The organism is Actinophytocola sediminis (assembly GCF_054779715.1).
In genome coordinates, this window is record NZ_BAAGXS010000017.1 from 55,340 (window position 1) to 80,284 (window position 24,945).

24 protein-coding genes and 1 tRNA gene are annotated in these 24,945 nt (G+C 69.4%); 7 read left to right on the top strand and 18 right to left on the bottom strand.

Annotated elements, in window-relative coordinates:
* Positions 1–37 precede the first annotated feature (37 nt).
* Positions 38–2,629 carry an ATP-dependent chaperone ClpB gene (gene clpB / locus ACYVIP_RS09125; protein WP_460394106.1) on the bottom strand — a complete coding sequence of 864 codons (2,592 nt, stop codon included), beginning with the start codon at positions 2,627–2,629 and terminating at the stop codon, positions 38–40.
* A 286-nt stretch (positions 2,630–2,915) separates the two neighbouring features.
* On the bottom strand, positions 2,916–3,650 hold the full coding sequence (locus ACYVIP_RS09130) for a pyridoxamine 5'-phosphate oxidase family protein (protein ID WP_460394108.1): 735 nt from the start codon (positions 3,648–3,650) through the stop codon (positions 2,916–2,918).
* Positions 3,651–3,699: 49 nt separating this feature from the next.
* Here ACYVIP_RS09130 and ACYVIP_RS09135 point away from each other — a divergent pair, with 49 nt between their 5' ends.
* On the top strand, positions 3,700–3,936 hold the full coding sequence (locus ACYVIP_RS09135) for a hypothetical protein (RefSeq protein WP_460394110.1): 237 nt from the start codon (positions 3,700–3,702) through the stop codon (positions 3,934–3,936).
* A 538-nt stretch (positions 3,937–4,474) separates the two neighbouring features.
* Positions 4,475–5,578 carry a globin domain-containing protein gene (locus ACYVIP_RS09140; RefSeq protein ID WP_460394538.1) on the top strand — a complete coding sequence of 368 codons (1,104 nt, stop codon included), beginning with the start codon at positions 4,475–4,477 and terminating at the stop codon, positions 5,576–5,578.
* A gap of 7 nt (positions 5,579–5,585) precedes the next feature.
* Here ACYVIP_RS09140 and ACYVIP_RS09145 read toward each other — a convergent pair whose 3' ends face one another.
* From ACYVIP_RS09145 to ACYVIP_RS09165, 5 genes are all read right to left on the bottom strand, one after another.
* The gene (locus ACYVIP_RS09145) at positions 5,586–6,011 is read right to left on the bottom strand and encodes a heat shock protein transcriptional repressor HspR (protein WP_460394112.1); all 426 of its coding nucleotides are present in this window, start codon (positions 6,009–6,011) and stop codon (positions 5,586–5,588) included.
* Entirely contained in the window at positions 6,011–7,207 is a 1,197-nt protein-coding gene (dnaJ, locus tag ACYVIP_RS09150; RefSeq protein WP_460394114.1) for a molecular chaperone DnaJ, read from the bottom strand. Before dnaJ ends, ACYVIP_RS09145 begins: the two co-directional genes overlap by 1 nt.
* A 29-nt stretch (positions 7,208–7,236) precedes the next feature.
* On the bottom strand, positions 7,237–8,037 hold the full coding sequence (gene grpE, locus ACYVIP_RS09155) for a nucleotide exchange factor GrpE (protein ID WP_460394116.1): 801 nt from the start codon (positions 8,035–8,037) through the stop codon (positions 7,237–7,239).
* Positions 8,034–9,890, bottom strand: a complete 1,857-nt coding sequence (dnaK, locus tag ACYVIP_RS09160) for a molecular chaperone DnaK (RefSeq protein WP_460394118.1) — start codon at positions 9,888–9,890, stop codon at positions 8,034–8,036. The genes grpE and dnaK overlap by 4 nt, the downstream gene beginning before the upstream one ends.
* Before the next feature lie 162 nt (positions 9,891–10,052).
* Positions 10,053–10,772 carry a DUF4097 family beta strand repeat-containing protein gene (locus tag ACYVIP_RS09165; RefSeq protein WP_460394120.1) on the bottom strand — a complete coding sequence of 240 codons (720 nt, stop codon included), beginning with the start codon at positions 10,770–10,772 and terminating at the stop codon, positions 10,053–10,055.
* A gap of 167 nt (positions 10,773–10,939) precedes the next feature.
* On the opposite strand from ACYVIP_RS09165, the gene ACYVIP_RS09170 reads away from it, so the two are divergent.
* Positions 10,940–12,142 carry an MFS transporter gene (locus tag ACYVIP_RS09170; RefSeq protein WP_460394122.1) on the top strand — a complete coding sequence of 401 codons (1,203 nt, stop codon included), beginning with the start codon at positions 10,940–10,942 and terminating at the stop codon, positions 12,140–12,142.
* On the opposite strand, the gene dcd is transcribed toward ACYVIP_RS09170, so the two are convergent.
* The gene (gene dcd / locus ACYVIP_RS09175) at positions 12,098–12,679 is read right to left on the bottom strand and encodes a dCTP deaminase (RefSeq protein WP_460394124.1); all 582 of its coding nucleotides are present in this window, start codon (positions 12,677–12,679) and stop codon (positions 12,098–12,100) included. The genes ACYVIP_RS09170 and dcd overlap by 45 nt on opposite strands.
* A gap of 59 nt (positions 12,680–12,738) precedes the next feature.
* Here dcd and ACYVIP_RS09180 point away from each other — a divergent pair.
* Positions 12,739–12,809 (top strand) — tRNA-Gly (locus ACYVIP_RS09180).
* Between the two features lie 92 nt (positions 12,810–12,901).
* Here the strand turns inward: ACYVIP_RS09180 and ACYVIP_RS09185 are convergent.
* The 4 genes from ACYVIP_RS09185 to ACYVIP_RS09200 are packed head-to-tail and all read right to left on the bottom strand — an operon-like array spanning position 12,902 to position 14,919.
* The gene (locus ACYVIP_RS09185) at positions 12,902–13,192 is read right to left on the bottom strand and encodes a hypothetical protein (protein ID WP_460394126.1); all 291 of its coding nucleotides are present in this window, start codon (positions 13,190–13,192) and stop codon (positions 12,902–12,904) included.
* Positions 13,185–13,811 carry a nucleotidyltransferase family protein gene (locus ACYVIP_RS09190; protein WP_460394128.1) on the bottom strand — a complete coding sequence of 209 codons (627 nt, stop codon included), beginning with the start codon at positions 13,809–13,811 and terminating at the stop codon, positions 13,185–13,187. The genes ACYVIP_RS09185 and ACYVIP_RS09190 overlap by 8 nt, the downstream gene beginning before the upstream one ends.
* A 49-nt stretch (positions 13,812–13,860) precedes the next feature.
* Positions 13,861–14,460 carry a cadmium resistance transporter gene (locus tag ACYVIP_RS09195; RefSeq protein WP_460394130.1) on the bottom strand — a complete coding sequence of 200 codons (600 nt, stop codon included), beginning with the start codon at positions 14,458–14,460 and terminating at the stop codon, positions 13,861–13,863.
* 54 nt (positions 14,461–14,514) lie between these two features.
* Positions 14,515–14,919: a DUF4304 domain-containing protein gene (locus tag ACYVIP_RS09200; RefSeq protein WP_460394132.1), complete on the bottom strand. Its 405-nt coding sequence runs from the start codon at positions 14,917–14,919 to the stop codon at positions 14,515–14,517.
* 195 nt (positions 14,920–15,114) lie between these two features.
* Here ACYVIP_RS09200 and ACYVIP_RS09205 point away from each other — a divergent pair, with 195 nt between their 5' ends.
* The 3 genes from ACYVIP_RS09205 to ACYVIP_RS09215 all read left to right on the top strand — a co-directional run bounded on the left by ACYVIP_RS09205 (position 15,115) and on the right by ACYVIP_RS09215 (position 18,146).
* A complete protein-coding gene (locus tag ACYVIP_RS09205; RefSeq protein ID WP_460394134.1) occupies positions 15,115–15,825 on the top strand; it encodes a LuxR C-terminal-related transcriptional regulator in 711 nt (236 codons plus the stop codon).
* A 124-nt stretch (positions 15,826–15,949) separates the two neighbouring features.
* Positions 15,950–17,782 carry an acyl-CoA dehydrogenase gene (locus ACYVIP_RS09210; protein WP_460394136.1) on the top strand — a complete coding sequence of 611 codons (1,833 nt, stop codon included), beginning with the start codon at positions 15,950–15,952 and terminating at the stop codon, positions 17,780–17,782.
* Between the two features lie 79 nt (positions 17,783–17,861).
* Positions 17,862–18,146, top strand: a complete 285-nt coding sequence (locus tag ACYVIP_RS09215; protein ID WP_460394138.1) for a GlsB/YeaQ/YmgE family stress response membrane protein — start codon at positions 17,862–17,864, stop codon at positions 18,144–18,146.
* Between the two features lie 55 nt (positions 18,147–18,201).
* Here ACYVIP_RS09215 and ACYVIP_RS09220 read toward each other — a convergent pair whose 3' ends face one another.
* The 6 genes from ACYVIP_RS09220 to ACYVIP_RS09245 all read right to left on the bottom strand — a co-directional run bounded on the left by ACYVIP_RS09220 (position 18,202) and on the right by ACYVIP_RS09245 (position 24,874).
* A complete protein-coding gene (locus ACYVIP_RS09220; protein WP_460394540.1) occupies positions 18,202–20,001 on the bottom strand; it encodes a VanW family protein in 1,800 nt (599 codons plus the stop codon).
* A 60-nt stretch (positions 20,002–20,061) separates the two neighbouring features.
* Positions 20,062–20,355 (bottom strand): GroES family chaperonin, encoded by a 294-nt coding sequence (locus ACYVIP_RS09225; RefSeq protein WP_460394542.1) that lies wholly within the window; start codon positions 20,353–20,355, stop codon positions 20,062–20,064.
* A 68-nt stretch (positions 20,356–20,423) separates the two neighbouring features.
* Positions 20,424–20,903, bottom strand: a complete 480-nt coding sequence (locus ACYVIP_RS09230) for an SRPBCC family protein (protein ID WP_460394140.1) — start codon at positions 20,901–20,903, stop codon at positions 20,424–20,426.
* A gap of 44 nt (positions 20,904–20,947) precedes the next feature.
* A complete protein-coding gene (locus tag ACYVIP_RS09235; RefSeq protein WP_460394142.1) occupies positions 20,948–23,167 on the bottom strand; it encodes a hypothetical protein in 2,220 nt (739 codons plus the stop codon).
* Positions 23,168–23,246: 79 nt separating this feature from the next.
* Positions 23,247–24,059: an amino acid ABC transporter ATP-binding protein gene (locus ACYVIP_RS09240; protein WP_460394144.1), complete on the bottom strand. Its 813-nt coding sequence runs from the start codon at positions 24,057–24,059 to the stop codon at positions 23,247–23,249.
* Positions 24,056–24,874, bottom strand: coding sequence for an amino acid ABC transporter permease (locus tag ACYVIP_RS09245; RefSeq protein ID WP_460394146.1), 819 nt, complete (start codon positions 24,872–24,874; stop codon positions 24,056–24,058). Before ACYVIP_RS09245 ends, ACYVIP_RS09240 begins: the two co-directional genes overlap by 4 nt.
* Positions 24,875–24,945: the final 71 nt, after the last annotated feature.

Below are 24,945 nucleotides of genomic sequence, written 5' to 3' on the forward strand. Positions count from 1 at the left end.
GGCGGGCGGGGTGCCGCCGGGGCACCCCGCCGCGCGGTCAGGTCGCCCGGCCGACGACCAGGCCGGAGTTGTCGTCGGTGACGTCCACCCGGACCGTGTCGCCGTCGCGGATCTCGCCGCCGAGCAACGCCTTGGCCAGCTGGTCGCCGATGGCCGAGGACACCAGGCGGCGCAGCGGGCGGGCGCCGTAGACCGGGTCGAACCCGTTGATCGCCAGCCACTCCCTTGCCGACGGGCGCACGTCGAGGGTGAGCCGCCGCTGGGCCAGCCGCCGGCCGAGCTGGTCGACCTGGATGTCCACGATGGAGGTCAGCTCCTCGGTGGCCAGCGAGCCGAACACCACCACGTCGTCGAGCCGGTTGAGGAACTCCGGCTTGAAGTGCCGGGCCACCACCGCGAGCACCGCGTCCTTGCGCTGCCGCTCGTCGAGGTTGGCGTCCGCGAGCGCCTGCGAACCGAGGTTCGAGGTCAGCACCAGGATCGTGTTGCGGAAGTCGACCGTGCGGCCCTGGCCGTCGGTCAGCCGACCGTCGTCGAGCACCTGCAACAGCACGTCGAACACGTCCGGGTGCGCCTTCTCCACCTCGTCGAGCAGCACCACGCTGTAGGGCCGCCGGCGCACGGCCTCGGTCAGCTGGCCGCCCTGGTCGTAGCCGACGTAGCCGGGCGGGGCGCCGACCAGCCTGGCCACCGAGTGCTTCTCGGAGTACTCGCTCATGTCGATGCGCACCATCGCGCGCTCGTCGTCGAACAGGAACTCGGCCAGCGCTTTGGCCAGCTCGGTCTTGCCGACCCCGGTCGGGCCGAGGAACAGGAACGAGCCGGTCGGCCGGTCGGGGTCGGCGACCCCGGTGCGGGCGCGGCGCACCGCGTCGGACACCACGCGCACCGCCTCGGCCTGCCCGACGACCCGCTGTTCGATGGCCTGCTCCATGCGCAGCAGCTTCGCGGTCTCGCCCTCCAGTAGCCTGCCCGCCGGGATGCCGGTCCACGCGGACACCACGTCGGCCACGTCGTCCGGGCCGACCTCCTCCTTGAGCATCACCTCGGCGTCGGCGCTCTGCGCGGTGTGCGTGGCGGCCTCGAGGTCCTTCTCCAGCGCGGGAATGCGGCCGTAGCGCAGCTCCGCCGCCCGGCCGAGGTCGCCGTCGCGCTCGGCGCGCTCGGACTCGCCGCGCAGCTGTTCGAGCTGTTCCTTGAGCTCGCGGACCTTCTCGATCGAGCCCTTCTCGTTCTGCCAGCGGGCGGTCAGCGCGGCCAGCTCCTCGCGCTTCTCGGCCAGTTCGGCGCGCAGCGCGGCCAGCCGTTGCCGGGAGGCCTCGTCCTCCTCCTTGGCCAGCGCCACCTCCTCGATCTCCAGCCTGCGCACCGCGCGCTCCACCTCGTCGACCTCGACCGGCCGGGAGTCGATCTCCATCCGCAGCCGGGACGCGGCCTCGTCGACCAGGTCGATCGCCTTGTCCGGCAGGAAGCGGGCGGTGATGTAGCGGTCGGACAGCGTCGCGGCGGCGACCAGCGCGCCGTCGGTGATCCGCACGCCGTGGTGCACCTCGTAGCGTTCCTTGAGCCCGCGCAGGATGCCGACGCTGTCCTCGACGGACGGCTCGCCGACCAGCACCTGCTGGAAGCGCCGTTCGAGGGCGGCGTCCTTCTCGATGTGCTGGCGGTACTCGTCGAGCGTGGTGGCACCGACCATGCGCAGCTCGCCCCTGGCGAGCATCGGCTTGATCATGTTCCCGGCGTCCATGGCGCTCTCCCCGGTCGCGCCCGCGCCGACGATCGTGTGCAGCTCGTCGATGAACGTGATGACCTGGCCGGCGGAGTCGGTGATCTCCTTGAGCACGGCCTTGAGCCGCTCCTCGAACTCGCCGCGGAACTTCGCCCCGGCGACCATCGACCCGAGATCGAGGGCGACGACCCGCTTGCCACGCAACGACTCCGGCACGTCGCCGGCGATCACCCGCTGGGCGAGCCCCTCGACGATCGCGGTCTTGCCGACACCTGGCTCGCCGATCAGTACCGGGTTGTTCTTGGTGCGCCGGGACAGCACCTGGACGACCCGGCGGATCTCCGCGTCGCGGCCGATGACCGGGTCGAGCTCGCCCTTGCGGGCGCGTTCGGTCAGGTCGAGGCCGTACTTCTCCAGCGCGTGGTAGGTGGTCTCCGGGTCGGGGCTGGTGACCCTGGCCGAGCCGCGGACCTTGACGAAGGCCTCGCGCAGCGCGTCGGGGGTGGCGCCGTTGCGGCTGAGCAGGTCGGCCACCGCGCCACCCTGCGCGGCGAGCCCGGCGAGCAGGTGTTCGGTGGAGACGTACTCGTCGCCCATCTCGGTGGCGAGCTTCTGCGCATGGGTGACCGCGCGCAGCGCCTGCCCGTCCAGCTGGGGCGCGGACACGGTGGCCCCGGTGGCCGACGGCAGGGAGTTGGTCAGCTGGTCGAGCTCCTTGCGGATCACGGCCGGGTCCGCGCCGACCGCGGTGAGCAGTGGCGCGGTCAGCCCGTCGCCCTGGGCGAGCAGGGCGGCGAGCAGGTGGACCGGTTTGATGTCCGGGTTGCCGGCCGTGGTCGCGGCCGAGGCCGCCGCCGAGATCGCCTGCTGAGTCTTCGTCGTCGGGTTGAAAGCGTCCAAGTCCCCTCACCTCATCTGCGGCGTTGTGCTCCCTCACGATGGACAACGTCAGCAAAGTTGAGTCAGTTCCACTCAACCTCGGGTTTTCAACGCGTCACCGCCATCGTCGTCCGGCTCACCCACATGTACCAATCGCGTTGTCCACAGCCGATGGCCGGTTGTCCACAATCCCCAGGTCTCTATCCACAGGTCGGCGGTGGAGTGGTGCATCCGGGTGGGACACGTCCCGGGTGGACGAGTAATGGCGGTCGCGCCAACCGCCAGCCGGGTGATCGTCGGCGTCAGCTCACGGGGTGGTGGTGCTCCTGGCCGCGCGGACCCCGAAGTAGTCGCCGCCCTTGCGGCGGACGTCGTCGGTGCCCCAGTCGCGGGTGCGCGGGACGGGTCGCAGCCGAGGGATGTGCTTGCGGCAGTGCACGTAGGCCTCCTCGACCTGCACCACGACCCAGCGTTCCGGGGTCCGGTTACGGTCGAGCTCGGCCGGCAGGCCGGGGCACTCCGCGCGCAGCACGGCGTCGTCGACGACCGCGGCGCGGCCGTTGACGTGCAGGCCGATGAGGTCGTCGACGAAGTCGATCATCAGCAGGGCGATGTGCGGGTTCTCGCTGATGTTGCCCAGGCTGGCCAGCACACCGTTGCCGCGGTACTCCGGGTAGGCGAGCCGGCGGTCGTCGATGACGTGCAGGAAGCCGGGCGGGCCCGCGCGGAAGGTCGAGTCGCACTCGCCGGCGGCGTCGGCGGTGCCGACGAAGGCCATCTCCATCCGGCCGACGAAGGTGATCATCTCGTCGTTGAGCCGGGCGAGGACCTGGTCCCGGTAGAAGCGGTCGGCGCGGTCCTGGGTGCCGAACGAGCACTGGAGCTGGTGTTCACCACGCGAGCCGGGCTGGCCGGGTGCCGGGTCTGGCTGGGGGGCAGGCTGCGGGGCAGGAACTGGCCACCGCGGCGGCTGTCCCGGCGGCCGCGGACCAGACGCGAACCGGTGCGGATGACCGCCCTGCGCACCCGGCTGGGGCACCACCTGCGCCACGGTCCTGGCAGCCGACCTCGGCTCCGGTTGCGGCGAGGCCGTGGTGGCCGGCAGCGGCACCGGCGGGGGCGCGGTCCTGGTCGCCGACGGCGCCACCGGGTGGAACGCCGGGCTGGACGCGGTCGGGGACACCGGGCGGAGCGCCGGACTGGACGCCGACGGGGACACCGGCTGGAGCGCCGAGTTGGACGTGGTCGGCGACGGCGGCTGGAGCGCGTTCCTGGCCGCCATCGTGGCCGCGGCCGGCGGCGGCGATTGGGCCGGTTGCCCGGCCTGACGTGGCGCTGACGGCGGTGTTGGTTGACCCGGCTTGGCCGACAGTGGTCGACCGATCGGGTGAAATTTCCAGGTTGGTCCGTCCGGGGTGTGGACCGCGCCCGGGGTGTCCGCTCCCCTGACCGGCAGCCGGCCGCCCGGGCGCCCGGGCGCGACCACCGAAGCCTGATCAGCTATTTCCAGTTCCAGCAGCGCTGGACTGGCAACACCTGTGGGGGGCACCAGCTCGGGACGCACGGCGGACACGCTTTCATAACGCTCCGCTTCCGCCAACCCCCTCCCCGGTTGTCCCCCAAATGTCCCAAGGTAACTACGATGGGTAGTTGGGCCTCACACGAATGTGCCGTCACAGCGGACAAACCACCGAGTTGCGTCTAGTGTCCTGATGTCGGAGACCGCGAATGGCCGACGGCGTCGCACCCCGCCGGATGCCGAGAGGTGGAGTCAGTGCCCCGACCATGACAGCCAACGCCTTAGTGAGCCCACTCTCACACCACTCGCAGACCGAGCGCGCCGACTCGTCGGACCCGGTCGTCACCATGGTGCGGTTGGTCCGTGAGAGCTTCGCCACGGTCGAACCGATGACCGAACAGGTCGCCGCGCATTTCTACGCCACCCTGTTCGCCATCGCGCCGGCGACCCGGGAAATGTTCCCGATCAACATGCAGGTCCAACGCTCCCGGCTGCTCCGTGCGCTGGTGCACGTGGTGCAGATGGTGGACCGGCCCGACGACCTCATCCCCTTCCTGCGCCAGCTCGGCCGCGACCACCGCAAGTTCGGCGTCGCCGCGAGCCACTACGAGGCCGTCGGCATGGCACTGCTGGCCGCGGTCAAGCAGTACGCCGGGCCCGGGTGGACCGACGAGGTCGAGCGCGCCTGGGCCGAGGCCTACACGATCATGGCCCGCGCGATGCTGGAGGCGGCGTCCACCGACGAGAACCCGGCCTGGTGGCCGGCCACCGTGGTCGAGCGCCACCGCCTGAGCCGGGACCTGGCGATCGTGCGCGTGCTGCCCGACTACGACCTGCCTTATCACCCCGGCCAGTACCTGAGCGTGGAGACCCCTCGACGCCCCCGGCTGTGGCGGTACCTGACGCCGGCGACCGCGCCGCGCGCGGACGGGCTGCTGGAGTTCCACGTGCGCTCGGTCGAGGGCGGCTGGGTGAGCCGGTCGATCGTGGGGCACGCCGAGCCGGGCGACAAGTGGCGGATCGGCCCACCGATGGGCCGGATCAGGGTCGACCGGACCGCCGGCCGGGACGTGCTGATGGTGGCCGGCGGCACGGGCATCGCGCCGATGCGCGCGATCATCGACCACCTGGCCAAGTGGGGCGAGAACCCGAGAGTGCAGCTGTTCTTCGGCGGCCGAGTACGCAGCGACCTCTACGACCTGGAGAACCTGCAGGCCCTGGCCTCGTCCAACCCGTGGCTAACGGTGGTCCCGGTACTGGAGTCGGAGACCACGATGGCCGCGGTCGAACGCGGCACGCTGGCCGAGGTGGTCACCCGGTACGGCGCGTGGGACAACTACGACGTGCTGGTGTCCGGCTCGCCCCCGATGGTGCGTTCGACGGTGTCGCGGATGCTCGTCGCCGGCACCCCGCTGGAACGGATCACCTACGACCCGTTCACCGTCGACTGACCAACCCTCAGCGCTGGCGCGGCTTCCAGACGACCAACGCGGTCTGCTGGCGGACCGGGACCAGCTCGTTACGGTAGGAGCGGTGGATCGCCGCGGCGGCCTGCTCGGCGGCCGCGTGCACGGCGGCGAGTTCCTCGGTCAGCTCCGCGACCCTGCTCCGCAGCGCACTGGTCTCGTTCTCCAGCTCGATGATCCGCTTGACACCGGCCAGGTTCACGCCCTGTTCCTGGGACAGCCGCTGCACCTCGCGCAGCACCGCGATGTCCCGCATGGAGTACCGGCGACCGCCGCCGGAGGTCCGGCCGGGAGACACCAGCCCCATCCGGTCGTAGCCGCGCAGCGTCTGGGCGTGCAGCCCCGCCAGCTCGGCGGCCACCGAGATGACGAACATCGGCGTGTCCTCGTCGGCGCCGGGCGGGAACGGAAAACCCATCACGACCCACTCCGTTTCTCCAGCATCGCGGTCAGCTCAGGCCGAGGATCGTGCCCCGAGGTCGCCTCAAGGTAGTCCTGCAGTGCCGTCCTCGCCTGCTCGTCGAGCTCGGCCGGGACCGTGATCTGCAGGGTCACCAGCAGGTCGCCGACCTGGCCGTCGCGCCGGGCGATGCCCTTGCCGCGCACGCGCAGCACGCGGCCGTTCGCGGTGCCCGGCGCCACCCGCAGCGAGACCTTGTCCTCGAGGGTCGGCACGGTGAGCGTGGTGCCCAGCGCCATCTCGGGGAAGGCCAACGGGACCTTGATCGTCAGGTCGTTGCCGGTGCGGCCGAAGACCGGGTGTGGCGTGACGTGCACGCGCACGTAGAGGTCGCCGGTCTGGCCGCCGTTGGCTCCCGGCTCGCCCTGTTCGGCCAGCCGGATGCGTTGGTCGTCGTTGACGCCGGCCGGAATGCGCACGGTCAGCGTGCGGGTGCGGGTGCTGACCCCGTCGCCACTGCACTCCGGACACGGGTCGTCCACGATGCGCCCGGTGCCCCGGCAGTCCCGGCACGGCTCGCTGAACGCGAACGTGCCCTGGCTGCGGCTCACCAGACCGGCGCCAGAACAGGTCGGGCAGGTGCGCGGCGTGGTGCCCGGCCGCGCACCGGACCCGTGGCAGGTACCGCAGGTCGACGGGCTGGACAGCCGCAGCGGCACGGTCGCGCCCTTGACCGCCTCGACGAAGTCGATCCGGACCTCGGTCTCCACGTCCGCGCCCCGGCGCGGCCGGTTGGCCGCGGTCGCGGTGGCGCCGCCCCGGCGGCCGAACAGGTTGCCGAGCAGGTCGCTGATGCCACCGCCACCCGCGCCCGCCTGCTGCTGGCCGGCGAAGATGTCGCTGAAGTCGAAGGTCGAGGAGCCGGAACCGGAGCCGGAACCGAAGCCGCCGAACCCGCCCGGCCGGAAGCCCCCGGACCCGAACAGCCTGCGCGCCTCGTCGTACTGCTTGCGTTTCTCCGCGTCGCCGACCACGCCGTAGGCCTCGGAGACCGACTTGAACCTGGCCTCGGCCTGCGCGTTGCCCGGGTTGGCGTCGGGGTGCAGCTCGCGGGCCAGCTTGCGGTAGGCGCGCTTGATCTCCCCGTCGCTGGCGTCGGACGGGACGCCCAACTCGTGGTAGAAGTCCTTGTCTATCCAGTCCCTCGCACTCATCGGACGTCCCCTCCCTCCCGCTGCTGCTGTCAGTCCTCGGCTCTGTGGTTGCCCCCGCGCTCGGCGGGGGTGGCGTCCACATCGACCGGTTCGAACCAGTCACTCAGCCCGTCGTCGGCCGGTGGGCCTGCGCTCTCCTCGACGGGCGGCTCGGCCTGTTCCTCGGCCGCCGGCGGGGGCCCGCCCGGCTCGTGGTCGGTGACCCCGACCAGCGCCGCGCGCACCACCCGATCGCCGAAGCGGTAGCCGCGGCGCAGCACCGCGGTCACCGTCGGCTCGGTGACCTCGGGCGAGGTGTCGTGCTGGACGGCCTCGTGCACCGAGGGGTCGAACGGCTCGCCGTCGTGCCCGAAGGACTCCAGGCCGACCCGCTCGAGCGTGGCGACCAGCTTGTCGGCCACGGACTTGAACGCCCCGGTCAGGTCGCCGTGCTGGGCGGCCCGCTCGATGTCGTCGAGCACCGAGAGCAGCTCGCCGGCCACGGACGCCTTCGCCTGGGTGACCACGGACTCGCGGTCGCGGTCGATCCGCTTGCGGTAGTTGGCGTACTCGGCCTGCAGTCGCTGCAGGTCGGCGGTGCGCTCGTCGAGCTGTGACTTCAGCTCGACCTCCTGGTTCGACTGGTCGTGACCGGCTGGCTCATGGTCTGCCTGGTCGGGCGGCGGAGCGGCCGCGCCGTGGGGCGCGGCCGGCTCCGGTGCCAGCTCATCCTGGTCCGACGGCTCCGGGGGACGTACCTGTCCGGTCTCCGGATCGATTCGACGGCGATCGCGCACGACGACTCGCGGCTCCTCTCCGGAGTTCTCGTCGGGTCGGGGGTGCGAGGTCACTTCTTGCCGTCCTCGTCGACGATCTCGGCGTCCACCACGTCGTCGGCGCCCGGCGCCGCCTGCTCACCGCCCGGGGCACCCTCGGCGCCCTCACCCGCGCCCGGCTGGGCGCCGGTCTGGGAGTACATCGCCGAACCCATGGCCTGGGACTCGGTGGCCAGCTTCTCCACCGCCGCCTTGATGGCCGCGGTGTCGGTGCCGTTCAGGGACTCCTGGGCTTCCTTGATCGCGACGTTGACCTTGTCCTTGACCTCGCCGGGGATCTTCTCGTCGTTGTCCTTGACGAACTTCTCCGTCTGGTAGACGAGCGTCTCGGCCTGATTGCGGACCTCGGCCTCCTCGCGGCGGTGCTTGTCCTCCTCCGCGTGCGCCTCGGCGTCCTTGACCATCCGGTCGATGTCCTCCTTCGGCAGCGCCGAGCCGCCGGTGATGGTCATCGACTGTTCCTTGCCGGTGCCGTGGTCCTTCGCGCTGACGTGCACGATGCCGTTGGCATCGATGTCGAAGGTGACCTCGATCTGCGGCACGCCGCGGGGTGCCGGCGCGATGCCGGTGAGGTCGAAGGTGCCCAGCTTCTTGTTGTGCACCGCGATCTCGCGCTCACCCTGGAAGACCTGGATGCCGACGGTGGTCTGGCCGTCGTCGGCGGTGGAGAAGATCTCCGAGCGCTTGGTCGGGATGGTCGTGTTCCGCTCGATGAGCTTGGTGAACACCCCACCCTTGGTCTCGATGCCCAGCGACAGCGGGGTGACGTCCAGCAGCAGCACGTCCTTGACGTCGCCGCGCAGCACGCCGGCCTGCAGCGCCGCGCCGACCGCGACGACCTCGTCCGGGTTGACGCCCTTGTTCGGCTCCTGGCCGCCGGTCAGCTCCTTGACCAGCTCGGTGACCGCGGGCATGCGGGTCGAGCCGCCGACCATCACCACGTGGTCGATGTCGCCGACCTTGATGTTGGCGTCCTTGATCACGTTGTTGAACGGCGCGCGGGCGCGGTCGAGCAGGTCACTGGTGATCCGCTGAAGCTCGGCGCGCGACAGCGTCTCGTCGAGGAACAACGGGTTCTTGTCGCCGTCGACGGTGATGTACGGGAGGTTGATGTTGGCGCTGTTCGAGCTGGACAGCTCGATCTTGGCCTTCTCCGCCGCCTCCCGGATGCGCTGCAGCGCCATCTTGTCCTTGGTCAGGTCGATACCGGCGGACTGCTTGAACTTGTCCACCAGCCAGTCGACGATGCGCTGGTCCCAGTCGTCGCCACCGAGGTGGTTGTCCCCGGAGGTCGCGCGGACCTCGACGACGCCCTCACCGATCTCCAGCAGGGACACGTCGAACGTGCCGCCGCCGAGGTCGAAGACGAGGATCGTCTGCTCCTTCTCGCCCTTGTCCAGGCCGTAGGCCAGCGCCGCCGCGGTCGGCTCGTTGACGATCCGCAGCACGTTGAGCCCGGCGATCTGGCCGGCTTCCTTGGTGGCCTGCCGCTGGGCGTCCTCGAAGTAGGCCGGCACGGTGATCACCGCGTCGCTGATCGGCTCACCGAGGTAGGACTCGGCGTCGCGCTTGAGCTTCATCAGCACGCGGGCGCTGATCTCCTGCGCGGAGTAGCTCTTGTTGTCGACCTCGGTCTTCCAGTCGGTGCCCATGTACCGCTTGACCGAGCGGACCGTGCGGTCCACGTTGGTCACGGCCTGGTTCTTCGCCGGCTGGCCGACGAGCACCTCACCGTTCTTGGCGAAGGCCACCACGGACGGAGTCGTCCGTGAACCCTCGGAGTTGGCGATCACCGTCGGCTCACCGCCCTCGAGGACGGCGACGACGGAGTTGGTCGTCCCCAGGTCGATTCCGACCGCTCGCGCCATTGGTGGATTCCCTCCTACTAGCGTTACCTGTGCGGGGTTGAGTGTGTGCCGCTCAAGCTGTCGCGGCGATCGTACGCCGCCGGCGAATCGGACTTGAGCCCCCGGCACTCAACCTTTCTGATCCCTCAACGTGGAAGGTGCGGGAAACGTTCCCGGCGCCGGTCAGGCCTTCGTGATCGTGATGTTCCCGCTGTCGGCACTCAGGTCGAGGTGGTGTTCGGCGGCACGGTCGTCGGTGATGTCGCTCTGCACCTCACCGCTGTCGGCCTCGGCGTCGACCTGGTAGGACGCGGCCGGCACGGTCACCTCGACGTTGCCGCTGGAGACCTTGGCGCGCACATCGTCCGGGACCGTGAGGCTGATCTCGACGTTGCCGGAGTTGGCCTCCACCTGTGCGGCGCCGCCGATGTCGCGCAGCTCGACGTCACCCGAGTTGGCGTCGACGTTCACCGGGCCGTCGATGTTCGCCACGGTGACCTCGCTGGAGTTGGCCTTCAGGTTGGTCTGGGCGACGCCGGAGATCTCGACGTTGCCCGAGTTGACCTCGCCGTCGACCCGGGCGCCCGCCGGCACCACGACCTCGTAGTCGATGTAGCAGTCGCGGGTCGGGCAGGGGTCCAGGACCAGCGTGCCGTCCTCGACCCGGTGGGTCGCGCCCGGCTGGTCGTCCTCGTAGTAGATCGTCCTGGCCACCGAGGGCTGCTCGCCGGTGGTGATCGTCACGTTGCCGGAGTCGTTGGCGAACTGGACGCGGGTGAACTCCTCGGTGACGTCGGCACTGTCGGCGGCCTTCTCCTTGGTGATGTCCCAGCCGCAGGCGCTGAGCACGCCCAGCCCGGTCACCACTATCGCGCCGGCCGCGACTATCCGTCCGATCGCCATCTTCCGCCCCTTTGACTCAGTGTTGTTGCGTCTGTTCGACGCTATGGCGGGCGGGTCGGGACGGACATCAGGGAGGCCCCCGAACCGGGCCGGGGGTTACCCCGACTGTTTCCAGATATTGAGAAATCATTCCCATTTTTCGGAATGTTGGCGTTAGCGTGCGGGGTATGACCCGACGCTGGCTGATCCTCGCGGTGGGCATCATCGCGCAGGCCACCACGTCGAGTTTCCTTTACGGGATGCCGTTTCTGATCCCGCAGGCGCAGGCGGCGCACGGGCTGTCGCTGGCCGAGGCGGGGATGTTGGTGTCCGCGCCGCTGGTCGGGTTGCTGGCGGCGCTGATCGCGTGGGGAGCGGCCGCCGACCGGTACGGCGAACGCGTGGTGCTGGCCGTCGGCCTGGCCGCGACCGGGGCGTTGTTGCTGGCGAGCCTGTTCCTGCCGGGGCTGCTGCTGTTCGGCGGCGGGCTGATGCTCGCCGGCGCGGCCGGGGCGTCGGTGAACGCGGCGAGCGGGCGGGTGGTGCTCGGCTGGTTCGGGGCCCGCGAGCGTGGGCTGGCGATGGGGTTGCGCCAGACCGCGCAGCCGCTGGGAGTCGGGATCGCGGCCGCGACCCTGCCCTGGCTCGCGGAGCGGTTCGGTTTCGTGCCGGCGCTGGCGTTACCGGCGGGGTTGTGCCTGGTGTCGGCGGTGCTGGTGCTGGTCGTGGTGGTGGACCCGCCACGGCCGGCGCGACCGGCGAGCACCGCGTCGCCCTACCGCAGGTCGGCCGCCGGCGGCACCCTGGCACGGCTGCACTCGGCGAGCGCGCTGCTGGTCGGCCCACAGTTCATGGCGGCGACCTTCGCGGTGACCTTCCTGGTGTCCGAACGCGACTGGCATCCCGTGGCGGCGGGCCAGTTGGTGGCCGTGGTGTCGGTGGCCGGCGCGGCCGGCCGGGTGGCCGCCGGGGTGTGGTCGGACCGGGTGGGCAACCGCCTCGGCCCGATGCGGGTGATCGCGGTGCTGGCGATGCTCACCATGGTGGCCTGGGCGGTCGGCGACCTGCTCGACTCCTGGCTGGCGGTGGCCGCGTTGGTGGCCGCGCTGGTGGTGTCGGTGACCGACAACGGCCTCGGCTTCACCGCGACCGCCGAGTTGGCCGGCCCGTTCTGGGCAGGCCGCGCGCTCGGCGTGCAGAACACCGCCCAGAACGCCGTGGCGATGGCCGCCGCGCCGCTGTTCGGCGCGTTGATCACCGCGTTCGGCTACCCGGTCGCGTTGGCCGCCGCGGCGGCGTTTCCACTGGCAGGAGCGGCGCTGACACCGGTAGCCGGCGAACGGCGCCTAGCGAACGGTGTCGACGCGGTGGAAGTTCAGGTACGCCCGTGAGGGGGTGGGGCCGCGCTGGCCCTGGTAGCGGGAGCCGGCGGCGGAGGAGCCGTAGGGGTGCTCGGCCGCACTGGAGAGCCGGAACAGGCAGAGCTGGCCGATCTTCATGCCGGGCCAGAGCGTGATCGGCAGGTTGGCGACGTTGGAGAGTTCGAGGGTGATGTGCCCCTCGAAGCCCGGGTCGATGAACCCCGCCGTCGAGTGGGTCAGCAACCCGAGCCGCCCAAGACTGGACTTGCCCTCCAGCCGCCCAGCCAGATCGTCCGGCAGCAGGACGGACTCGAACGTCGACCCGAGCACGAACTCACCGGGATGCAGGACGAACGGCTCCTCACCCTCGGACTCGACGAGCGAGGTCAGGTCATCCTGCTGCTGGCTGGGGTCGATATGGGTGTACCGAGTGTTGTTGAAGACCCGGAAGAAGCGATCCAGACGCACGTCGACGCTGGACGGCTGCACCATCTCCTCGTCGAACGGCTCGATCCCGAGCCGCCCGGAGGCCAGCTCCTTGCGGAGGTCCCGATCACTCAGCAACACCCGCTCACCCTAGCCCCGAGGGCCGTGTATCCTCAGCGATGCCCTGGCCACAGGGCACTGCGGATGTAGTTCAATGGTAGAACATCAGCTTCCCAAGCTGAGAACGCGGGTTCGATTCCCGTCATCCGCTCTCAGCCAGAAGCCCCAGGTCACAGGTTGTCTACTGTGGACCCGGGGCTTCTGTCTTTCACGACCAAATTGCCTGTCGTGCTCTCCGCGTGCTCAATGCGCAGGGACTGGAGGCAAACTGTCGAGGAGCTTACGTACCTTTGCCGATACCGACTTCTCCCTCGCGAAGTAGCTTGGGTAGCGCTCCTTGACCACGTCAAGACTTGAAGCGCCGACGAGAAGGACATCCACGGTCCTGTCCAAACCGCGAATCCTGTCCTTGTATCGTCGCTCAGCGTCACCGTAGGCGGCGGCAGCTACCGCAGGGTCATCAAAGGACTGCACATCCGTACGGCCCGCACGCTTGTACTGAATGAGCAAGAACCAGGTGTCGACGTCACCCATGGTCAACCTCCTTCAGCCACACGACGAGCTCGTCTTCTGCTGTCTTCAGCGGCGACACGTCTATGTTCGAGTTTGCCACACCAGAGTCCAGGCCGAAGTAGTAATCAGCCAGCAGGCGGAAGTAGTTGAGTACCACGTCAGGGCCTGTCTCGTGCTTCAGATCCAGCCTCAGCGCACTGTCCCACTCCTCGACCATCTCAGCCCGTTTTCGTGCCGCCTGCGCAAGCTGTTCATGCACTCTCGCCACAGCCTCAAGGTCAGGGAGAACAGTGCGGCAACCCGCGATGTCCTCCATTTCACCGAGCCTGGTCTGAGATCGCACAAGTTTCGCCACGATGCTCTCGAATCGCTTCAGCCGCTGGGTCACGAGTCCCGCTTGCGAGGCGAGGCCAAGCTCCCCCATGGCAATCGCGCCAAGGCCAACACGTGTTGTCGTCAAGGCTGACGAGTGCGCCGAACGCCAACTCTTGACGAGTTGGGCATCGGATGCCGCCTGTTCACCGTCCAACAGGAGCATGCCGTTTACCCGTCGGCGGATCCGATCTCCTGCGTTCTTCAACTGGTTCTTGGAGGGCAACGGCAACGCTGGTGCCTGTGCCATGCTGGTGAATCGCTCCACAGCTAACCAATACACCCAGACAAATCCACCGATGGAGCCGCCTGGTCAATTAGCTATGGCGGAGACTGCCTTCGATGAGGATCAGTAGGCCGAGGGCGATCAGTACGGCCAGTAGGAGGATGTGTCCCCAGCGGGACAACGCTTTGGCGATGGTTGGGCGGGTGGCGAGGAAGCGGCCGGCGGCGATCAATGCCGCGAGCAGGGTGAGGAATACCGCGACGTAGATACTCATGTCGCCGGTGCCCTCGGTGGCGAATACCGGCACGTACACGCCGATGTTGTCGCCGCCGTTGGCGACGGTGACCGCGGTTACCTCCAGTACCGTTGGGCCCCTTTTGGTCGCGGTTTTCTTGTCGTCGGGGTCGTTGCGGTGTTGCCATGCTTCTACCGCGGCTTTGATGCCGAGGGCGAGGGGTAGCAGGCCGAGGTAGGGGATGGCTTCCGCCGGCAGGAAGGTGGCGCCGAAGGCCGCCGCCACCGCGACGGCCAGGATTGCCATGAAGCCGAGGTACTGGCCGACGACGATGGCTCTGGTCGCTCCCCGGTGCCCCGCGCCCTTGGCGAAGAACAGGGCCAGGATGAGGATGTCGTCGATGTTGGTGACGACGAACAGGACCACCGCCTGGCCGATGACGGCGGCGTTGGGCATCACATCACCACGCGGGCGAACTCTTGATGGTGATTGGCATTCCGCTCAGGGTGGCTAGGTCATCCTGGTTCGGATGGCGGGTAGGGCGAACTCCCGGACGGCCGTCAGCACCTCGTCGGACAGTGAGTCGAACGGGCGACCGACCTCCAGCTCCCACCACAGCTCGCGGATCGGGTACCCGGCCACGGTCACCAGTTCGCCGATCGGCGACTGCCAACCCATGTGTGCCTTCGACACCTCGCTGGCCGGGTAGTACGGCCGCACGCGCAGTTGCTCGGCCCACTCGTCGCGGGACATGACGCCCACGTGCACGGTGAACCGCACCGCCCTGGCGGTGAACGATCTCGCCTGTTCCACCAGGACTTCGCCCCAGTGGCGCGTGCCCTCGATCCGGAACCGCCGGCCGACGCCGAAGAATCCGAGCGCGCGCAGACCAGGGGCCAGGTTCGTGTCGACCATGAACCTGAACCAGTCCTGCGCATTGCGCTCGATGTCCGACTCCACAGTGCCACCAAGAGTAGCGGGGCGAACCCGCCCAGTGTTAAGGGTTCGCTATTGCTCATCCAACGATGAAAACTCCTCAGCTCGCGCGTCACGCCACCCCCACCATCGCGTCACTGAGTCGTGGACCGTGCCAGCCAGGGGAGGACGGCGATGCTCGTGGGCACCCACCACCGGATCGCGAAAGTGACCGCGACGGTCGGGGTCGCGCTCATCGACAGCATGCCGCTGGTGCGCGAAGGGCTCTGTTCCCTCGTCAACCGCGCGCCCGGCATGCGGTGGGTCGGCTCGGCCGAGTCCGCCTCGCTCGGCCGCCGCCTGTGTGAGCGGCTCCGGCCGAACGTCGTCCTGCTCGACTCGAGCATCGACCCGAGGGGGCACCTCGCCCAGGTGCTCACCGCCGGCAACCGGGAGATCGGTGTCATCCTGCTGGTCGACGAGGTCCACCGGACCAACCGCTACCTGTCCGGGGCCTTCGCCGCGGGCGTTCGGGGGGCGCTGCGCCGGGCGGCTCAGCCGGCCGAGTTACTGCGCGCCATCCAGGCGGTGCACCTTGACGGGCGCTACCTCGACCCGACGCTGGCGCCCGCGCTGACCACCGCCGCCCGCCGGCAGCCCGCGCATCAGCAACCGTTGTCCCGGCGGGAGCACCAGGTACTCCAGCTGATCGCCGACGGGCTGGAGAATCAGGCCATCGCCGACCTGCTGTTCGTCTCCGTCGAGACCGTCCGCACGCACGTGAAGAGCATCCTGCGCAAGCTCTCCTCCCGGGACCGCACGCACGCGGTCGCGATCGCCTTCCGATCCGGTGTGCTGCTGGTTGACGACCCACCGACGCCCGAGTCGAGCTCCGCTCGGGATTGAGGCGCTCACCGTCACTCATGCGCTCCAATGAGTGGCGTTCGACCTACCCTCCTTGCCGCCGCTACCGGCAAGTAATATCCTGATGTTACCGCCGAGTAGGGGACAGCGAAACGGGGAGCCGACAATGGGTCACTACCAGAGCAACGTCCGGGACCTCGAGTTCAACCTCTTCGAAGTCTTCAACATCCAGCAACGGCTGGGTACCGGCGTACTCGCCGAGTCCGACGAGGAGACCGTCCGCGGTGTGCTCGCCGAGCTGAACAAGCTGGCCACCGGCCCGCTGGCGGACGCCTTCGCCGTCGGTGACCGCAACCCGCCGGTCTTCGATCCCAAAACGCACTCGGTGACCCTTCCCGAGCAGTTCCAGGCCGTCTACCAGCAGCTGTGGGACGGCGAGTGGTGGCGCATCGGCCTGAACAACGAGCTCGGCGGCCTCGGTCTGCCGCCCTCGGTCCAGTGGGCGTTGGCCGAGCTCATGCTCGGCGCCAACCCCGCCCTGTTCATGTACCTGTCCGGGCCGAACATGGCCCAGGTCCTGCACCACAACGGCACCACCGAGCAGCAGCGCTGGGCTCAGCTGATGATCGAGCGCGGCTGGGGCGCGACGATGGTGCTCACCGAGCCGGACGCCGGCTCGGACGTCGGCGCCGGCCGGACCAGGGCCGTCCAGCAGGACGACGGCTCCTGGCACATCGACGGCGTGAAGCGGTTCATCACCTCCGGTGAGCACAACCTCACCGAGAACATCATCCACCTGGTGCTCGCCCGCCCCGAGGGCGCCGGTCCGGGCACCAAGGGCCTGTCCCTGTTCGTCGTGCCCAAGTTCCACTTCGACGGCCAGACCGGCGAGCTCGGCGAGCGCAACGGCGCCTTCGTCACCGGCGTCGAGCACAAGATGGGCATCAAGGTCTCCACCACCTGCGAGCTGTCCTTCGGCCAGCACGACGTGCCGGCCAAGGGCTGGCTGGTCGGCGACGTGCACAACGGCATCGCGCAGATGTTCCAGGTCATCGAGTACGCCAGGATGATGGTCGGCACCAAGGCCATCGCCACGCTGTCCACCGGCTACCTCAACGCCCTCAGCTACGCCAAGGAGCGCGTCCAGGGCGCCGACCTCAGCCAGATGCTGGACAAGACCGCCCCCCGGGTCACCATCACCCACCACCCGGACGTCCGCCGCAGCCTCATGCTGCAGAAGGCCTACGCCGAGGGCCTGCGCGCGGTGTACCTGTACACCGCCACCCTCCAGGACCTCGCGTGGACCGGCGAGGGCACCGACGAGTCCCGGGAGCTGGCCGAACGGGTCAACGACCTGCTGCTGCCGATCGTCAAGGGCGTCGGCTCGGAGCGGGCCTACGAGCAGCTCGCGCAGTCGCTGCAGACTCTCGGTGGCTCCGGCTTCCTGCAGGACTACCCGATCGAGCAGTACATCCGCGACTCGAAGATCGACTCGCTCTACGAGGGCACCACCGCGATCCAGTCGCTGGACTTCTTCTTCCGCAAGATCGTGCGGGACAAGGGCAGCGCGCTCACCTACCTGGCAGGCGAGATCACCTCGTTCATCGAGGCGGAGAGCGGCAACGGCCGGCTCAAGGAGGAGCGCGCCCTGCTCAAGCAGGCCCTCGAGGACGTCCAGGGCATGCTCGGCGCGTTGATCGGCTTCCTCACCGCGTCACCGCAGGACCCCAAGAGCGTCTACCGGGTCGGCCAGCACACCGTCCGGCTGCTGATGGCCACCGGTGACCTGCTGGTCGGCTGGCTGCTCCAGCGCCAGGCCGAGGTCGCCATCACCGCCCTCGACGCCGGCAACACCGGCCGTGACCAGGCGTTCTACGAGGGCAAGATCGCGGTCGCGTCGTTCTTCGCGCGCAACGTGCTGCCCGAGCTGTCCGCCGGCCGGCGGATCGTGGAGGCGGCCGACAACTCACTGATGGAGCTGGACGAGGCCGCGTTCTGATTCGTGACCCGACCTGAAGGTGTGGTTTCGGTGAATCGGTGGTACCTGTCTGGTACCACCGAATTGCTGAGGAGCACCTATGTGGTCAGCAAGTGCAATTATCGGCCTGCTCATCGCCGGAATCATTCTGGGCATCCTGGGGCGGCTACTCGCTCCCGGTAAGCAGGCGATTCCCTTCTGGTTGACCATCCTCGCCGGCATCGTCGGCGCGCTGGTTGGCAACCTGGTGGCCGGCTGGACCGGGGTCGCCGAGACCGACGGGTTCGACTGGTGGCGGCACATCTTCCAGGTGATCGCCGCGGTGATCGCCGTGCTCATCGCGACGTCGCTCTACCCGAAGTCCAGGACCCGTTCACACGCCTGATCAGGCACTGATCTCGACGAGGGCCCCACCGGGGCCCTCGTCGGAGGCTGTCCGCTCAGCCGGTCGGCGGCTTGCAGACGATCTTCGGCTGCGGGTTGTACTTGACCGTGCGGGTCTTGCGGCTGATCTCCCCGCCGGAGGCCGCGTCCCGGATGATCCGGGTGTCGGTCGTGGTGAAGCCCTGGGCGCCATCGCTCGCGTGGCACTCCTCCTTCGGCCCCTCCTTCTCCTCCGGCTGGGTGAACGCCGACCGACCGCCGGTGACCGACTCGACCTCGTACCGCTTGGTCCCCCAGATCCGGACGGTGAGCGAACTCGGCGTCCAGACCGTCTGGATGGCCACGCCGGTGTCCGCGTCGTTGGTGAACCGCAGGTCGATGACGCTGCTGCCGTCCGGGTTCTGGAAGACCGTGGCCTCCCTGGCCGCCGGGTAGCGGCTGATGTAGTAGCTGTGCTCCTGGTGGCCGGCGTCGGTCATCGCGGCGAAGTAGGCGGCGTTGTAGAGCGTGGTGGCGAACTGGGAGATGCCGCCGCCGACCGCGCGGTCGGCCTTGCCGTCCTTGATCACCCCGGCCTCGACGTAGCCCTGGGCCTTGGTTCGCGGACCGGTGAAGCCGTTGAGGCTGAAGGTCTCGCCCGGCTTGACGATGGCGCCGTTGACCTGCTGGGCCACCACGCGGATGTTGACCCCGGAGTCGGCGGCGAAGCCCTCGGTGGTGAACTCGCCGATGACCTCCTTGATGCCCAGCTTGTTCGCCGCGTCGGTGGTCACCTTGGCCGGCTTGGCCGCGTAGGTCGCGGTGATCTCCCGGCCGTCGCTCTTCTTCAGCACGTCCAGCAACGGGGTGAGGCTCTTCTTCCAGTCGACGCCCTTGCCGTCCACGCTCGGCGTGACCGACGGCGCGCCGCCGCTGAACACGACCTCGGCGTCCTTGCCCTCGACCTCGGTCGAGGCCAGCTGCGGCTTGCAGGCGTTGATGACCTTCTTCTCGTCGAGCTTCGCGGTCAGCCCGCCGCCCTTCTCGGCCGGCGTGAACACCAGCGCGGCGGCGATGTCGGCCGGCTTCAGGGTGGCGTCCTTGCCCTCGCCGTGCACGACGACCGGGCCGGAGACGGCGGGCTCGGCGATCTCCTTGACGGCCCGCTGGACGCCCTCGGCCGTGGTCTTCACCGGCGTGGTCTCGACCGGGAGCTCGATGGCCTCACCGGTGGCCCAGTGGGCGATCAGAGCGTCCTTGGCGGCCGGCGCGTCGAGCTTCTGGCCCTGCTTGGGCTCGATCGCGGTCGGGGTGGTCCCGGTCCACTTGACGCCGCCCTCGGCCGGCGCGCGGTCGGTCTCGGCGCGCAGGGCCTCGACCGCGGCGGTCAGCGCGGCGTCGTCGGTGGTCGTCCTGACCCCGACCTCCTCGCTGGTGAAGAACGAGGTCAGCCGGGTGAACGGGTTGAGCGACTGGTCGCCGGCGTTGTCCAGGGTCGCCTGCCAGTCGATGGTCAGGCCGGCCTTGGCCGGTTCGAGCTTGGTCTGCACGTCCCCGGCGGCGACCTGCACCGGGCTGGTAAGCCTCGGCTCGATCTGCGCACGGAGCATCGCCTCGGCGTCGCTCCGCGACTCGCCGCCGACGTCGACGCCGACGACGGTCACGCCGCGGGGCACCTCACCGCTGGTCAGCGCGAGGTCGATGCCGTAGAGGACGGCGAGCACCCCGAACACGGCGCCGGCGATGATGCCCGCCTTGCGCAGGTTCGGCTTCGGTTTTCCGGTTTCGGTGCCATCGCCTGGCTGGCCGGGAGGTGCGATCGGGGACTGGATCCTGACCGTGGGTTCCTCACCGGCGGGAGGTCTGCTCACGGGCATCAGCACGTCGGTCTGGTCCGCGTGCGATTTCGGCCACTGTGGCTCCACGACTGTCTCCCCTTAGAGATATAAACCTGTGCCGTGCTCGGTGCGTTCGCTGGCGATGGCGTGGATGTCCCGCTCCCGCATCACCAAGTAGGTCTGCCCCTGGACCTCGACTTCCAGCTGGTCATCGGGATTGAACAACACCCGGTCACCGACCTTCACATTGCGCACGTTCGTACCGGCACCGAGCACGTCTCCCCAGGCAAGGCGGCGGGCCATCTGGGCCGTCGCCGGGATCACGATGCCACCCGTACTGCGCCGCTCCCCTTCCTCGGGAGTGAGCTGCACCAACAACCTGTCGTGCAGCATCTGGATCTCGAGTTTGAGTTCGGGCACTGGCGAATGATAACGACCGCCCCGGTGCGCGGTGTGAGGTGTCAGGCGCTAGGGTCCGCGCGCTCGGCGGCCAGCTTGAGCTGTCGCAGGGTGTGCTCGATGTTGCGCCGGTTGTGGTCGGCGCGGGAGCGCACCCCGACCAGGAGGTTGCCGATGGGCACCGCCCAGGACGGGCGGCGGTCCCAGGTGCTCTCCTCGACCAGGCAGCCGGCGGCCCCGGTGGTGACGATGTCGTAGCGCCAGCGGGCGATCGGCACCCCGCGCAGGTCGACGTCGAAGGCGAAGCACTTGCCGGGGTCGGCGGCGGTCACCGTGGACGTCGTGGACCAGCGGGCCAGCCCGCGCCGGTTGTGGCCGCGGAACCGGGCGCCGACCTCGGCCCCGGTCCGCCCGTCCAGCCAGCTGCCGCGCTCGAACTCGGCGGCGAGGCTGGCCAGCCCTGGCAGGTCGCTGACCAGTGCGTAGACGGCCTCCGCCGGGGCGGCGATGGCGGTGCGGGCGGACGCACTCGGTGCCTTCATGGCCGACTATCTAACCAGCGCCCCGATCGCGACGCTGATCAACATCAGCTGGAGCGGCGCAGCATCCTGGTCAGGCCGGCGGCCACGGTCGTGGCCAGCACCCAGCCGCAGGCGATCAGCCCCGCGGAGAACCACTGCAACGTGCTGTTGAACAGCCACTTGTTCTTGTGCCCGAAGTCGACGATCGGCACCAGGTGGTCGAGGGTGTAGAGGAACGGGTTCCACACCAGCTTGTCGTCGGCGTTGGTCTCGACCGGCACCGGCATCATGGCGAAGACCAGCGTGCCGGCCAACAGCAGCACACCAAGGCAGAGCAGCGCGCGCATCGGCTTGTAGCCATAGCCGACGACCGCCCGCTGCAACAGGCTCCAGAAGCGCACCCCGGGGCCGAAGACCGAGTAGCCCTCGGCCAGCGCGACGTAGCGCCACTTCTGCTTGGCGATCAGCACCTCGGCCGCGTGCTCCTCGTTGCCGCTGCCGCGCAGCATGGCGGCGAACTGGTCGTAGGGTCCCGGGCGGTAGCTGCCGCCCATCGCCTTGCGCAGCAGCCGCAGGCGACGCTTGATCTGGCTGTCGTCGTCCAGCTCGATCGGCACGGCCAGCGCGTCGTAGCGGAAGTCGTCCAGCTCGATGTGCCCGGTGGCGTCCCAGAACTTGTCGTTGTCGTTGAGCGAGGCGCACCTGGCGTGGCGCAGGTTCACCCGGCCCTTCGGCGGGACAGCCACGTCCAGGCGCAGGTCCTGGGTGATCAGGCCGATCGCGTTGATCGCGGTGCCGCTCAGGCTGGAGCCGACCTCGGCTCCCTGGAAGTTGGTCTGCCGGCCGACCTCGGTGCGCCGGATGCGGATCTCGCCGTGCGCGGAGAACGACTGGTTCTCCCGCTCTCCCCTGGCGCAGACCAGGTCACGGCCGATCCGGGCGACCCGCAGGTCGACCGACGGCTTGCGGGAGCGGTCGCGGCGGTAGCGGCCGGGGTTGATGAACCGGCTCGCGCGCAGGTCGAGGTTGGCGCCGATGTCGGCCTCCGGCAGCAGCACCGAGCCGAAGACGGTGACCCCTCGCGCGTCGAGGTTGCCGCCGGTGGTGAACCGGCGACCCTCGATGACGTCGCCGTTGCGGTTGCTGAGGGTGGCGCCGTCGAACAGCACGCTGCCCCGCGCCCGCACGTCGACCAGCCGGATCTGGCCGGCGATCCGGGCGTTGCGCGCGTCCAGGCCGCTGTCGATCTCACAGCCGTCCAGGTGCAGCGCCCGGTACGGGTACGGGCCGGGGGCGGCCTTGCTGCCGGGGACCTCGGAGAACGGCTCCTTGCCTTCGGACAGGTCGACCCGCGCGCCGGTAAGCCGCAGCGAGCCGCCGATCCTGGCGTTCACGATGCGCACCGTGCCGGTGCTCTCGAAGCCCTGGTCGAGGTTGATGTTGCCGGACACCCGCATCCGGTCGGCGATCAGCGCGGCCCTCGGGTCGAAGTAGCGCTCCTGCCGGTTGTGCCGGTCCTGGACCGCGGTGGCGGGGACCAGCTGCGCGCCACGTAAGGAGAAGTCGCTGTCGACCTTCGCGCTCGGCAGGAACATCATGCCCATGGAGCGGAACCGGCGCTCCTTGGTCGGCACGCACTGCAGGTTCCCGCCGACCTGCAGGCCGTTGCCGTCCAGCGAGAAGCCCTCCGGGTTGTGCAGCCACGCGCCGGCGAGGTTGACGTTGCCGCCGGTGCGCAGGCCGGGGATGCGCAGCTGGCCGTGGACCTCGAGGTTGGCCGCCAGCAGCGCCCCGGCCAGCTGCAGCCGGTCGGCGTGCAGCGCGTAGCCGCCAGGGTTGTCCATCCGGCTGCCGGTGAGCTCGAGCGAGCCGCTGATCTCGCCGTCGGTCAGGTCAAGGCGGCCGCGCACCCTGGTGCCGCCGATGAGCCGGATGTCGTTGTCGCTGTAGAGGTTGCGGCCCTCGAGGCCGGGCAGCTGGCACTGGTTGAACTCGCAGCCGGCCAGCTTGGCCTGACGCAGGTCGGGCGGGGCGTCGAACCGGCAGCGGACGAACTCCAGGTAGTGCGGGAACTCCACCGCGCGCAGGTCGAGCACGCCGACGATCCACCGGTCGGCGAAGCGCAGCACCGGCGAGGTGGTCGCCCGGCGGCGGATCCGCCCGGCGATGCCCGGCTCGAACTCCACGACCTGGCGGACGACGTCGACCGCCCGCACCCTGGCCCACTCCGGCGGCTGCGGATCGAAGGGATCCAGCCTGCGCCCGTTGGTCACTTCCTCGGTCATCGACATCCCCCAGCCCCGGCCATGTTCCTACCATGATCCGCCCAGCGGGGCGGGCCATGCCATGGAAGGTTCCCGGAGGCTAGTCCGCCTGGCCGGCGTCGGTGTCGGCGTGGGTGTCGACGTGGGTGGGGTTGAGCACCCTGGACAGGAACGTCCGGGTGCGCTCCTCGCGCGGGTCGCCGATCACCTGTGCCGGCGGGCCCTGCTCGACGACCTGGCCGGCGTCCATGAACAGCACCTTGTCGGCGACCTCGCGGGCGAACTGCATCTCGTGGGTGACCACGAGCATGGTCATGCCCTCGTCGGCCAGCCGGCGCATGACGGTGAGCACGTCGCCGACCAGCTCCGGGTCCAGCGCGGAGGTCGGCTCGTCGAAGAGCATGACGTCCGGGTCCATGGACAGCGCCCTGGCGATGGCCACCCGCTGCTGCTGCCCGCCGGACAACTCGTTGGGCATGGCGCGTTCCCGGCCGGCAAGGCCAACCCGCTCCAGGTTCGCGAGGCCGGTCTTCTCGGCGTCGGCCTGGCTGCGCCGCAGCACCTTGCGCTGCGCGATGGTCAGGTTGTTCAGCACGTTGAGGTGGGCGAACAGGTTGAACGACTGGAAGACCATGCCGATCTTGGTGCGGGCCGCGTCGATGTCGACGTCGGGGTCGGTCAGCTCGACCCCGTCGACCTCGACCGTGCCGCTGGTCGGCTCCTCCAGGATGTTCACGCAGCGCAGCAGGGTGGACTTGCCCGACCCGGACGGGCCGATGACGCACACCACCTCGCCGCGGTTGACCTCGACGTCGATCCCGCGCAGCACCTCGACCGAGCCGAACGACTTGTGCAGGTCGGTGATCCGGACCGCGATGTCGGAAGTCTCCTGGGTCGTCTCCGCCGTGCTCATGCCTTCACCTCGGTCGACTCGGGAGTGCTGATCTTGGCTCCGCCGGTACGGCGCTCCAGGTACCGCGACAGGTAGGACAGCGGGATGGTGATGATCAGGTAGCAGATGCCGGCCATCACGAACGGCGTCAGGCTTCCCGCGGTGTTCATCTCCTGCCTGGCGAACTGGGTCAGCTCCAGCTCGTCGAGCGACGCGCCGAGCACGTAGGCCAGCGAGGAGTCCTTGGTGAGCATGATCAGCTCGTTGGTCAGCGGCGGCAGGATGATCTTGAACGCCTGCGGGATGACGATGGTGAACGTGGTCCGGACCTGGGACATGCCAAGCGACCGCGCGGCCTCGATCTGGCCCTTCGGCACGGCGAGGATCCCGGCGCGCAGGGTCTCGGCGATGTAGGCGGAGGAGACGATGCCCAGACCGATCATCACGGCCGTGAACTTGTCGAGGAAGGTGCCGAAGGCCAGCGGGATGCCGTAGCCGATGGCCAGCAGCACCAGCAGGGCCGGCAGGCCGCGGAAGAACTCGATGTACGCGCCGGCGATCCAGCGGTAGGGCGCCACCGAGGACAGGCGCATGAGCGCGAACACCAGGCCGAGCGCCAGGCCGAGGGCGAACCCGGCGGCCGTGTACAGAACGGTGTTCACCAACGCGACCGTGATCACCTCGGGGAACATGTTCCGCGCGTCTTCAAGGTTGAAGAACGTGTCGGCGATCCGCCCCCAGTCGGCGAAGATCGCCACCAGGGCGACGACCACGATCAGGATCGCGTACTGGACCCAGCGGAAGACCTGCGCCCGCTTGCGCTTGGACATGGCCATCTGAGACACAACTCCTCGGACGAGCGGCACTTCACGACGAAAGAGGGCTCACGCGCCTCGCGTGAGCCCTC